Genomic DNA, 11,765 nt, shown 5'->3' with positions numbered 1-11,765 from the left:
GAGGATGCTCGCGTCGTGGCGTGTGTGTGGTGGGTGGCACGAGGATCCCCGCGCCGTGGCATGTGCCCGGGGCTCAAGCCACCGGGCTCACAACCAAAGCCGGCTGAAGCCGGCTGAGGATGCTGGGGCCGAGCGGTGGCCGAACCGGGCACGCCGGGATGTCACCGTCACAGCCCCTTCAGTGGGCTTTCCCCTATTCAGCCCGGCGGCTTGAGCCCCGAGCACGGGCCGGGGTACGGGATCCTTCCCACCACCCATCCCGTGTCCCGACGCTGGGGCAGAACCACTCCCGGCGCCCGGCTGCGGCCGCGCGATACCAAAGCGGCGGCTGAGGCCGCCGCACTCCAAAGAGCCGGCTTGAGCCGGCTTTCCTTGTCAGCCCGGGGCTTGAGCCCCGGGCACGTGCCGGGGTGCGGGAACCTTCCCACCATCCACCCCGGAACGGGATCACGACGCGCGGATCCTCACGCCGCTCGCTCCGGGTGTGGTTCAGCGGCCGGAGCGTGAGATTGGTAGCGCCGCCTCAGTCGCTCAGCCCGCCGATGATGCGGCGCTGGGCTTCCTGCTCGGCGTCGGCGATACGGAGACTGCGCACGATCTCTTTGGCGCGGGGGATGCTGGTGGCCGTCATGCTGAGTTCGCGGACGCCCAGGCCGAGCAGGAGCGGGATCGCTTCCGGGTCGCCGGCCATCTCGCCGCAGACGGCGACCGACTTCCCGATGCCGGTGGCGGCTGATGTGGCCTGGGCGATCATCCGCACGACTGAGACGTCGAGCGGGTCGTAGCGCCGGGCCAGCTCGGCGTTGGTTCGATCCACCGCCAGGGTGTACTGCACCAGGTCGTTCGTGCCGATGCTGAAGAAGTCCACCTCGCGGATGAGCACGTCGGCGGCGACCGCGGCGGCAGGCGTCTCGACCATGATGCCGATCGGCAGGTCGTCGGCGTAGGGGATGCCCGCGGCGTTCAATTCGTCCTTGACCTCCTCGACGATCTGCCGGGCGTCGAGGAGGTCCTGCACGGTGGCGACCATCGGGAACATCATGTGGACGTTCCCGTGGGCGGACGCGCGGAGGATCGCGCGGATCTGGGTGCGGAACAGGTCCGGGTAGCGCAGGGAGAGGCGCAGCCCGCGGATGCCGAGGAACGGGTTCGCCTCCGGTTCGAGGTGCACTCCGGGCACCGGCTTGTCCCCGCCGACGTCGAGCGTGCGGATGACGACCGGGCGGTACGCCATCACCTCGGCGACGTGGCGGTAGGCCTGGTACTGCTCCTCTTCGCTCGGCGGCTCGGGCCGGTCGAGGAAGAGGAACTCGGTGCGGAAGAGGCCGACCCCCTCCGCGCCGTGGGTCAGCGCGATCTCGGCCTCCCGTGGCGTGCCGATATTGGCGAGCAGCGTGATGCGGACGCCGTCGAGCGTGTCGGCCGGGAGGGCGTGCAGCGAGCGGAGCCGGGCACGCTCCTGCCGCGCGACATCGAGGCGGGACTGGTAGCCGGGGAGCGTGTCGGTGTCTGGGGAGAGGATGAGCTCGCCCCAGTCGCCGTCGACGATGGCGCCCTCGCCCTCCTGGGCCTGGGCCAGCACGCCGGCGACCCCGACGATGGCGGGCATCTCCAGCGCGCGGGCGAGGATGGCGACGTGCGCGGTGCGGCTGCCCCGCTCGGTGACGAGCGCGACGACGCGGTCGGGGTCGAAGAGCGCGGTGTCTGAGGGGAGCAACTCCTCGGCGACGATGATCGTGTTCTCCGGGAACTCCGGCGGGCGGGCCGGCTCGTCCCCGGCCAGCGCGCGGAGGAGTTGGGTGGCGATGTCCTGGATGTCTGCCGCGCGGGCGCGCAGGTACTCGTCCCCCATCTGGGCGAACTGCTCGCGCAGCGCGGCTGCCGTGTCTTCCACGGCGCGCCCGGCAGGTTGGTGCGCTTCCCGGATGCGGCGCTCGATCTCGCCGGTGAAGGCGGGGTCTTCGAGCATGAGGAGGTGCGCGTCGAAGATGGCTGCCTCTTGTGCCCCGGCAGTCGCGGCGGCCCGCGTGCGCGCCGCGTCGATGCGCTCGCGAACCCGCGTCACCGCGGCGTGCAGCCGTGCGATCTCGGCGTCGACCTCCTCCGGCTTGAGGGTGGTCGTCGTGACCGCGGCGCGGGTTGGAACGTAGCGGACGATGTGCCCCACCGCGACCCCAGGTGCCGCCGGGGTCCCGCGCAGTCTCCGTTCGGCCATGACTCCGCCTTTCGTCGTCACCGTGCCGCCACCCGCACCCGGGCTGCTCGCAGGTGGTGTTCCAGCCGGTGCCCGTACCCGCCGGGGGCTACTCGCGGAAGTTGGATTCAACCAGTTCCCGGAGCGTGGCGATGGCGGCTTCCTCGTCGGGGCCGTCGGCCCGGATCAGGATCTCATGGCCGTGCTCGACGCCGAGCGTCATCAGGCTAAGGATGCTCTTGGCGTCGGCTTCCCGCTCCGGATCGCGGGTCAGGTTGCGCACACGCACTGCCGATTGGAAGCTGGCCGCGGTACGGACGAAGAGCGCGGCCGGCCGGGCGTGCAGGCCGACCGGGTTGGCGATGGTCAAGCGTGCTTCGGTCATCGCTTCACCTTGGTCATCTGTCGGGCATCAAGCGCCGTGCGAGCGACCTCATCCAGGGAGCGCCCGATCGAGGCCTCGACGGCTGCGACCACCGCACCCTCGACCAGGGGCGCGTCGCTCAGGACGACGCGACCTTGCAACCGGTCGCCCAGCATCTCGACTGCCATCTCGGTGCTCAGGACGGCCGACCCGAGGTCCATCAGGACGAGGACACCGTCCGGGCTGTCGGCCGCCGCGATGGCCCGCGCGATGGCTTCCGCGTCGGTGCCCAGCGCGCCGCCGGCGACGCCGCCCGCCGCCTCGATGGTGACGCTGCCACCGGTCATCTGCAGCGCCACCTCGCGCACCCCTTCGGCGAGCCGCTGGCTGTGCGCGACGATGACCAGACCCACCGGCATAGATCCTCCTCACCCACGGGTACCCCGTGACCGCCGTTCCTGGCATCCACCAGGGGCGGGTTTCGAACCCGCCCCTGGCAGACATCGGGCACCCGTGCCGCTCGGGGCGGGGCCAGGCCCCGCCCCTGCTGATCACGACCGGGTGCGCGCCACGCTACTCGTGGACCTCCCAGTCGCGGGCGCGCTCGACGGCGCGCTTCCACCCCTTGTAGAGCCGCTCGCGCTCGTCCTCGCTCATCTGCGGCTCGAACCGACGATTGAGTTGCCAGTTCTGGGCGATGTCCTGCTCGTCCTTCCAGAAGCCGACGGCCAAACCGGCGAGGTACGCCGCGCCGAGCGCCGTCGTCTCCGCCACCTCGGGCCGCTCCACTGCCTTGCCGATGATGTCGGCCTGGAACTGCATCAGGAAGTCGTTGGCAACCATGCCGCCGTCCACGCGCAGTTCCTTGAACTCGATGCCGGTGTCGGTCTGCATCGCCTCCAGCACGTCACGGGTCTGGTATGCGACCGACTCCAGTGCGGCGCGAGCGATCTCCGCACGGCCCGCACCGCGGGTCAGGCCGACGATGGCGCCGCGGGCGTAGGCGTCCCAATAGGGGGCGCCGAGGCCGACGAAGGCGGGGACGAAGTAGACGCCGTTGTTCGAGTCGATCTGGGTGGCCAGCGCCTCCGACTCGGCCGCGTTGCTGATGATCTGGAGCGAGTCGCGCAGCCACTGGATGGCCGCCCCGGTGATGAAGATCGAGCCCTCCAGGGCGTAGATCACCTTGTCGCCGATACCCCAGGCGACGGTGGTGAGCAGGCCGCTCTTCGACGGCTGGGGCTTGTCGCCGATGTTCATCAGCATGAAGCTGCCGGTGCCGTAGGTCTGCTTGGCCATGCCGACCTGGTAGCAGGCCTGGCCGAAGGTGGCCGCCTGCTGGTCGCCGGCATCCCCGGCGATGGGGATGGCGCGGCCGAAGATGCTCGGATCGGTCTCGCCGTAGACGGCGCTCGACGGGCGCACCTCGGGCAGCAGCGCTCGGGGGATGCCGAACTCCTTGAGGATGTCGTCATCCCAGTCGAGCGTGTTGATGTTGAACAGCAGCGTGCGCGAGGCGTTCGAGTAGTCGGTGACGTGCACCTTCCCGCCGGTCAGCCGCCAGATCAGGTAGGTGTCCACCGTGCCGAAGGCGAGTTCCCCGCGCTCGGCGCGCGGCCGGAGGTCGTAGACGTTGTCGAGGAGCCACTTGACCTTGGTGCCGGAGAAGTACGGGTCGATGACCAGGCCGGTCTTTTCGCGGATCTGCTGCTCCCAGCCGGCTGCCTTGAGCTGGTCGCAGATGGCGGCGGTGCGCCGGTCCTGCCAGACGATGGCGTTGTGCACCGGTTTGCCGGTGTCACGCTCCCAGATCAGTGTCGTCTCGCGCTGGTTGGTGATGCCGATGGCGACCACGTCCTCGAGTGCCACACGGCCGCTCTCCAGCACGTATTTGGCGACGGCGACCTGGGAGTTCCAGATGTCCTCCGGGCTGTGCTCGACCCAACCTGGCTGAGGGTAGATCTGAGGAAACTCCTGGTTCCTCGCGAGGATCGGGCGGCCGTCATGGCCGAATAGGATGGCGCGTGAGCTGGTTGTCCCCTGGTCCAGTGCCAGTACCGCCTGTGCCACGGTCGGGCTCCTTTCGTCGTACGTCATGCGTCATGCGTCACTCGTCGTGCGTGTTGCGTGCTGCGCGTTCCGAATGCCGGTTTGCGTCTGTCTCCCCTCTGCCAACGTTGGGAGAGGGGTTGGGAGTGAGGGCCTGCACACGGAGCACGACACACGGAACACGTGTGACGTCTGCCGCATGACGTGTCACGCACTACCCGCTATTCTCGCGAACGACATCCGCGATCGCCTGCACGATCAGGTAGGACGAGGTCGCACCGGGATCCTGGTGGCCGATGCTGCGCTCGCCGAGGTAGCTGGCCCGTCCCTTGGTGGCCAGCATCGGGATGGTTGCCTCCATCCCGGTTCGGGCTGCCGCCGCGGCGTGGTCGAGTGCCGTGGACAGATCCTGGCCCTGCTCGACTGCGGCGCGCAGGGCGTCGACGGCCGGGGTGAGCGCATCGACCATGGTCTTCTCGCCAGGGCTGGCCTTGCCCCGCGCTTTGATCCCCTCCAGCGCCGCTTCGAACGCGGCCAGGACGTCGCGTTCATCGATGTCGTTCTTGCCGTCGAGCGCGGTGGCGGCGCGGAGGAAGGCGGTGCCGTAGAGGGGTCCGGCGGCGCCGCCGACGGTCGAGATGAGGGTGGTGGCGGTGGTCTTCAGCAGCGCCGAGGGGGGCTGCCCGGCCATCGCCTCCACCTTTGGCAGAACCGCGTTGAAGCCACGGGCCATATTGGTTCCGTGGTCGCCGTCGCCGATCGCCGAGTCGAGGCGGGTCAATTCCTCGGCGTTCTCCCGCATTACTTCCGTGATGCGGCGCAGGATCTCCAGCGTGATCGCGTCACTGTTCCCCACGGTGCATCCTCTGTTCGTGCTTCGTGCTCCGTGCTGCGTGTTTCGTCACGGTCACCCCGGCTCTCCCGGTGGGAGTTCCCGAGGGGAGAGGAGAGCGAGACGGACCACGAACCGCGAACCACGCAACACGCCTGTCGCCCTACACACCCCACCGCAGCGCGGGAGTGTGAACGGGCGCGTCCCACAGGTCGATGAGTTGGTCGTCCAGCCGGAGCAGGGTAATCGACACGCCTGCCATCTCGAGCGAGGTGATGTAGTCCCCCACGAGGGACCGAGCGATGGTGATGCCGCGGTCGCTCAAGATCCGGTGCAGTTGGCGGAAGACGATGTACAGTTCCATGAGCGGCGTTCCGCCCATGCCGTTGACGAAGGCCAACACCTGATCGCCCCGGCGGAACGGCAGGTCTTCCAGGATCGGCGTGACCAGCATCTCGGTGATCTCGTCGGCCGAGGCGAGGGGGAGGCGCTGCCGACCAGGCTCGCCGTGGATGCCGATGCCGATCTCCATCTCGTTCTCGCCCAGCTCGAAGGTCGGCTTTCCGGCGGTGGGCACGGTGCAGGAGGTCAGCGCCATGCCCATGCTGCGCACGTTTTCGTTCACCTTGCGGCAGACGGCTTCGACCTCGTCGAGGCTCGCCTTCCGCTCGGCGAGCGCGCCGGTGATCTTTTCGGCGAGGACGGTCCCGCCGACGCCGCGGCGCCCGGCGGTGTAGAGCGAGTCCTGTACCGCCACGTCATCGTTGATGATGACGCTGCGGACCTCGATGCCCTCGGCCTGAGCCAGTTCGGCGGCGAGCTCGAAGTTCATGACGTCGCCGGTGTAGTTCTTCACGATGTGCAGCACGCCGGCACCGCCGTTGACCGCCTTGGTGGCCTCCAGCATCTGGTCGGGCACCGGCGAGGTGAAGACGGCACCCGGGCAGGCGGCGTCGAGCATCCCCATGCCGACGAAGCCGCCGTGGAGCGGTTCATGGCCGCTGCCGCCACCGGAAATGACGCCGACCTTGCCCTCGATCGGCGCATCCTTGCGGATGATGACCTGGAGTTCCGGGTCCACCCGCAGGAGATCGGGATGGGCCGCTGCCATCCCTTCCAGTTCCTCACGGACCACATCCTCCGGGCGGTTGATGAGCTTCTTCATGCAGAACTCCTTCGTTGCGGTCGACGCCGGAGGAGCACCGGCCGGCGGCCGGTCGGTCACCGGCCGATGCAGCTCACGCGATGACGGTTAGTCGGCCGGTGCGGCGCGGCCGCGCTCTTCGGGGCGCTCTTCCTCAGGGCGCTCCTCGACGGCCCGGCCCTCGACCTCCACGTCGGGCGCCGGTTGCACGCCGCGGGCCTTGAGTACGTCGTGGATGAAGATGTCGTAGATGAAGGCGCCGATCACGCCGCCGACGATCGGCCCGACGATCGGCACCCACCAGTAGGAGTTGATCCCGGGGAACGCCCACTGGCCCCAGCCGGCCAGGTAGGCGAACAGCCGCGGCCCGAAGTCGCGGGCCGGGTTGATGGCGTACCCGGCGTTGGCGCCGTAGGACATCCCGATCGCCGCGACGATCAGGCCGACGATGAACGGCCCGAGATTCGATCGCGGTGCGAGGTTGAGCGTGTCCACCACGGCCAGGATGAGGAGCACCAGCAGCGCGGTGCCGATCACCTGGTCGATGAATGGACCGATCAGGCTGTCACCGAAGTACGGTGCCGGGAAGGTGGCGAAGATACTGAAGGTCGTGTTGCCGCCCTCGCCGTCGCGGACGATGCCGGCCGCGCCCTCAAAGGACTTGATCGCGTCGCGGTAGTTCGCGAACACGAGTGCGGCGGCGACGAAGGCACCGAGGATCTGGGCGATGATGTAGCCGGGCACTTTCGACCAGGGGAAGCCCCGCTTGACCGCGAAGGCGATCGTCACCGCCGGATTGATGTGGGCGCCGGTAATACCGCCCGCCACATACACCCCGAAGGTCACCGCCAGGGCCCATCCCCAGGTAATCAGGAGCCAGTCGCCACTGGCGAGGAAGATCGTCGTGGGTTCGGCGGCCCGTCCCGAGGAGTTCAGGGCGGACACAGCCATGGCAACGACACCGTCACCGAACATGATCAGGACGAACGTGCCGAGGAATTCCGCGAGCAACTCGCCCCAGATGGTGGCACGCCATCCGGTCTTACCCAGGGTCGTCGGACTGGCCATCGAGTGCTCCTTCCTCCACCCGCCGTGAAGCGGGTGCGATCAACCCCGGTAGAAGGACACCTAACTGCGAGATCGGAACGCATGCGTTTGTGAGGATCCACACGCAGCGCGCCGCGTGTGGACGGCCATCCCCGCCCCTCCTCTCACTAGCCAGGAAGGCATGGTTGCCTGCCGTCGAGGTGAGCGGTTCCCGGCCACTCGGCGCCAGGTACTATCAACCGATCCGGCCCGAGGCTGATGGTCTTCCCCTGGCTCCCCCTGTCCCAGGGTTCGCCGGATCAGCGCAGTGAACCGGATCGGTTGAGGGCCCGTGACGACCCGGATGTGGCCGGGACGCCAATCTGCTCGGGAATGGCACGCCATGCCCACAGCCCTATTGCCAGTAGCAGCGCTCCCGTGACCAGGAACGTCGCTCGGATACTGATTACTGCCGCAAGACTCGCACCACCGAGTGGACCGACGAAGCCGCCGAGCGAGGTTGCCGCCGCGGTGAAACCGTAGATGGCACCGCGCCGCTCCGGCGGGGTCAGGTGGGCCACGATGGCGTTGGCCGTAGGTAGGGCACCGCCGACCGCAAGCCCGAAGATGGCCTGCAGGAGGATCAACTGCCCGACCGACTGCACCCCTGCCTGCGGCAGGTAGAGCAGTCCGGACAGCACAATGCTGGCCAGCAGGATGGGCCGGGTGCCGAAGCGGTCACCCGCGCGCCCGAGCATCACCGACGCCAGGGCGCTGGTCAGGCCCATCACCCCCATCGTGATCCCGGCGAGGGAGGCGACGCCGGTCGCGCGGCTGGCCAGTTGCTCCACGTACAAGGGCATAATCGGCTGGATCGCGCTGCTGGCCGCGCGCAGGCCGAACAGCACCAGAATCATGGCGACCATGGCGGGCGTGACGAGCAAGGCCCGTACCGACGCGGCCTCGGAGCTGTCCTCGTCGCGCGGGGCGGGGCGTTCGAAGTGTTCCTGCACCAGGACGAGAACCAGGAGGCCCGAGATGAACAGGAGCGAGCCGGCCAGCACGAAGGTGGGGCGGTAGCCGATCGTGTCACCGAGGACGCCGCCCAGCAGCGGGCCGACCGACGAGCCGGAGAAGATGGCCATCTGCATCAGGCCGAGGCTGTAGCCCAGGCGCTCCTTCGGCACAGTCGTGGCCACCAGCGCGGTTGATGCGGTAACGGTGCCGGTCAACCCCCCTTCGACGAAGCGCAGCGCCAGCAGGTGCCACGGGCTGGTGGCGAGGGCCATCAGCCCGATGGTGCAGGAGCCGACGAACATGGCACGGAGTACCATCGGCTTGCGGCCGTAGCGGTCGGCCACGAACCCCCAGAACGGGGCAGTGATGGCCATGACGGCAGCCCCACCGCCGTTGATCAGGCCCGCCCAGAGGGCCTGCTGCTCCGTCGATGTGGTGCCGAGGTCGGCCAGGAAGAGCGGAAGGAAGGGCGTGCGCAGGCTGAACCCGATGATGGTCAGCGTCTGCGCCAACCACAGAGCGTAGAGTGTTCGTCTCCACGAGGTCATGCGTGTGTGTCCCCCAGCGGTCCGGCGTGCCGGATTCCAGAGTCTACGAGACCTCCCGCTTAGGGGCAATGGCTCAGGACGCCGAATTCCTGCAAGCGCGCCGCGTCCATGGTGGTCCGTCGTGGAGGGTCGCCGCGGGCGAGCCGGCACGCGATTTGGTTCTGGTGGGGGTACTGCGATAGCATTGCGGCTTTCTGGTTGGACGCGTGACGGAGGAGTACTGCGAAAGGGAACGACGCCGGGTGGAACTGACACAGCAACTCGTTATCACCGGCACGAGCATCCTGGTCGCCGCGGCGGTGGTGCAGGTGCTGGCGCTCCGCACCCCAATCCCGTCGATCTTGCTCTACCTGGGCATCGGCGTCGTGCTGGGGCCGAGCGTCCTCGGCCTGCTGGCGACCAATCACATGGGCGACACGCTGACCGCGGTCGTCCAGCTCGCGGTCGCCATCATCGTCTTCGAAGGTGCCTTCTCGCTCGAGGGCTACTACCTGCGCCAGGTCCAGGCGCCGGTCCGCAACCTGGTGACCCTGGGCGTGGTGGTCACGCTCGTCGGCGGCGCCCTGGTGGCACGCGGCGTCGCCGGGTTGAGCTGGCCGCTGGCCATCCAGTACGCCGCGCTCGTGTCGGTGACGGGGCCGACCGTGATCACGCCGTTGCTGCAGCGGGTGCGGGTGCGCGGCCGCGTGCGGGCGACGCTGGCCGGCGAGGGCGTGATCGTCGATCCGATCGGCGCGGTCATCGCCCTGGTGGTCTTCAATATTAACCGGGCGGCGGGCCTCGACCTGGGGGCCGCGGCAATCCACGCAGGGACGCGCCTGCTGATCGGCGCGGCCTGGGGTGCCGTCGGCGGCGTGCTGCTCCTGCTGGTGCTGCGGCGGCTGGGCGAGGAGCCGAGCCGGGTGGCGCGGATCATGGCCATCGCCGGGGCCGCGGCGATCTACACGATCGTCGAGTCGGTGGTGCCGGAGACGGGGCTGGCGGCCGTCGTGGTCGCCGGGCTGCTTCTCGGGAACGCCGAGTTCCCCCACCGTGAGGAAGTCCATGAGTTCAAGGGCGACATCACCATGATCGTCATCGCCACCGTGTACCTGCTGCTGGCCGCGACGCTGGATCCGTCGGATCTGGTCGAGCTCGGCTGGCGCGGCCCGGCGGCGGTGCTGCTAATGATGGTGCTGGTGCGCCCGGCAGGCGTCTTCCTCAGCACCATGCGCTCGCCGCTCTCCTGGCGCGAGCGCGTCTTCGTGGCGGCCATCGGGCCGCGGGGTGTGGTGGCGGCCTCGCTGGCTACCCTGGTGGCGTTGAACCTGGACGCGGCGGGCGTAGCGGGCGCTCCGGCGCTGCTCGGCCTCGTCTTCCTGACGATCGTCATCACCATCGCCGTGCAGGCGAGCTACGCGGGCTGGTTGGCTCAGCGATTGGGGGTCATACCGATGGACGTGCTCATCATCGGAGGCGGCAAGGTCGGGCGTATGCTGGCGAAGGAGCTCCTGGACGCCGGGGAGGACATCACGGTGATCGAGCAGGATCCCGACGTGGCCGAGCGGGCTCGCCAGCTCGGCGCCCATGTCGTGCTCGGCGACGGGACCGACGCCCAGGTGCTGCAACGCGCCGGCATCGCCCACGCCAAGGCGGTCGTGGCCACCACCGGGTCGGACAAGGACAACCTGCTCGCGTTGCAGCTCGCCCGGACGCGCTTCGGTCGGCAGAAGCTGGTCTCGCGGGTCAACGACCCGGAGGCGGTGGAGAGCTTCAAGGCGGCCGGTATCCAGGTGCTGAACCCGGCGCGGGCCACGGCGATGATCCTGGCCAACTTGGTGCGCCGCCCCACGCTCTTCCGACTCCTCAGCGAGGTCGAGGCCCATGGCGCCGACGTCGTCGAGGTGGTGGTGGGGAGCAACGGCGTCGCCGGGCGCCCGCTGCGCGAGGTGCCGCTGCCGCGTGACGTGCTCATCCTGCTCGTGCGCCGCAACGGCCGGCAGGTTATCCCGCACGGGGATACCGTATTGGAGGCCGGCGACGCGGTGACCCTGGTCGGCGGTCGCCGCTCGACGACCGAGGCGGCTCGGCTGCTCGAGGGCCAGTGACGCCGACAGATTGCAGTCCCGTAACATTTGGCCGCGCGTACAGTGTCGGGGGCACACTCCATTCGTTTAAGCGCGTGACACCGGTCGAGCCCCGGTTGCGAAGCTGGGGGTGTTCCATATGAGACGGATGCCGCCAGCACGCTGAGAACGGCCACGATCGAGCGTCGTACCGGGGGCGACATCTTCGGGGTAGACCAACCGGGCTCGCCGTTTCCTGATCAGATGAACGCGCAGGGTGGAGGGAATCAATGCGCATCGTGGTAATCGATCCGGACCTTGCGTCTGCCCGTCTCGTCGGATTCATCCTGGGTGAGGCCGGGCACACCGTAGTTCAGGCAACCACGGCAGCCGCGGGGCTCCACGCGGTGTTCGAGCGGGAGACCGATGCCGTGCTGTTGGAGGCGGAGCTGCCGGACCTGGACGGCTGGGAGCTGTGCAAGGAGCTGCGGGGGCGGCGCTACACCGGGCCGCTGATCTTCGTCAGCGAGCAGGGCAGCACCCGCG

The 11,765-nt window shown here is 68.9% G+C and carries 10 protein-coding genes; 2 read left to right on the top strand and 8 right to left on the bottom strand.

What is annotated here, in order from left to right:
• Positions 1-523: 523 nt before the first annotated feature.
• From ptsP to IRZ30_RS11640, 8 genes are all read right to left on the bottom strand, one after another.
• Positions 524-2,215, bottom strand: a complete 1,692-nt coding sequence (gene ptsP / locus IRZ30_RS11675) for a phosphoenolpyruvate--protein phosphotransferase (protein ID WP_294085313.1) — start codon at positions 2,213-2,215, stop codon at positions 524-526.
• 88 nt (positions 2,216-2,303) lie between these two features.
• Entirely contained in the window at positions 2,304-2,579 is a 276-nt protein-coding gene (locus tag IRZ30_RS11670; protein WP_294085311.1) for an HPr family phosphocarrier protein, read from the bottom strand.
• On the bottom strand, positions 2,576-2,977 hold the full coding sequence (dhaM, locus tag IRZ30_RS11665) for a dihydroxyacetone kinase phosphoryl donor subunit DhaM (protein ID WP_294085310.1): 402 nt from the start codon (positions 2,975-2,977) through the stop codon (positions 2,576-2,578). Before dhaM ends, IRZ30_RS11670 begins: the two co-directional genes overlap by 4 nt.
• Before the next feature lie 154 nt (positions 2,978-3,131).
• Positions 3,132-4,628, bottom strand: coding sequence for a glycerol kinase GlpK (glpK, locus tag IRZ30_RS11660; RefSeq protein WP_294085308.1), 1,497 nt, complete (start codon positions 4,626-4,628; stop codon positions 3,132-3,134).
• Positions 4,629-4,821: 193 nt separating this feature from the next.
• Complete coding sequence (dhaL, locus tag IRZ30_RS11655) at positions 4,822-5,463, bottom strand: dihydroxyacetone kinase subunit DhaL (protein ID WP_294085306.1); 642 nt, start codon at positions 5,461-5,463, stop codon at positions 4,822-4,824.
• Between the two features lie 139 nt (positions 5,464-5,602).
• Positions 5,603-6,604: a dihydroxyacetone kinase subunit DhaK gene (gene dhaK, locus IRZ30_RS11650; RefSeq protein WP_012873558.1), complete on the bottom strand. Its 1,002-nt coding sequence runs from the start codon at positions 6,602-6,604 to the stop codon at positions 5,603-5,605.
• An 87-nt stretch (positions 6,605-6,691) separates the two neighbouring features.
• Positions 6,692-7,651 carry an MIP/aquaporin family protein gene (locus IRZ30_RS11645; protein ID WP_294085298.1) on the bottom strand — a complete coding sequence of 320 codons (960 nt, stop codon included), beginning with the start codon at positions 7,649-7,651 and terminating at the stop codon, positions 6,692-6,694.
• Between the two features lie 278 nt (positions 7,652-7,929).
• Entirely contained in the window at positions 7,930-9,174 is a 1,245-nt protein-coding gene (locus tag IRZ30_RS11640; RefSeq protein ID WP_294085297.1) for an MFS transporter, read from the bottom strand.
• A gap of 242 nt (positions 9,175-9,416) precedes the next feature.
• Here IRZ30_RS11640 and IRZ30_RS11635 point away from each other — a divergent pair, with 242 nt between their 5' ends.
• Entirely contained in the window at positions 9,417-11,261 is a 1,845-nt protein-coding gene (locus IRZ30_RS11635; protein ID WP_294085296.1) for a cation:proton antiporter, read from the top strand.
• Positions 11,262-11,509: 248 nt separating this feature from the next.
• Positions 11,510-11,765 (top strand): response regulator (locus tag IRZ30_RS11630; protein WP_294085295.1); only part of this gene is annotated, 256 nt, incomplete at its 3' end.

This window comes from Sphaerobacter sp. (assembly GCF_019683595.1).
GTDB lineage: Bacteria > Chloroflexota > Chloroflexia > Thermomicrobiales > Thermomicrobiaceae > Sphaerobacter.
Note: the sequence above shows the minus strand (reverse complement) of the source record. Positions and strands in the feature narration are given on the sequence as shown.

Coding starts and splice junctions, on each gene's coding strand:
- IRZ30_RS11645 (WP_294085298.1), bottom strand. CDS start 7,651: ATGGCCAGTCCGACGACCCTGGGTAAGACCGGATGGCGTGCCACCATC.
- IRZ30_RS11640 (WP_294085297.1), bottom strand. CDS start 9,174: ATGACCTCGTGGAGACGAACACTCTACGCTCTGTGGTTGGCGCAGACG.
- dhaK (WP_012873558.1), bottom strand. CDS start 6,604: ATGAAGAAGCTCATCAACCGCCCGGAGGATGTGGTCCGTGAGGAACTG.
- IRZ30_RS11670 (WP_294085311.1), bottom strand. CDS start 2,579: ATGACCGAAGCACGCTTGACCATCGCCAACCCGGTCGGCCTGCACGCC.
- dhaM (WP_294085310.1), bottom strand. CDS start 2,977: ATGCCGGTGGGTCTGGTCATCGTCGCGCACAGCCAGCGGCTCGCCGAA.
- ptsP (WP_294085313.1), bottom strand. CDS start 2,215: ATGGCCGAACGGAGACTGCGCGGGACCCCGGCGGCACCTGGGGTCGCG.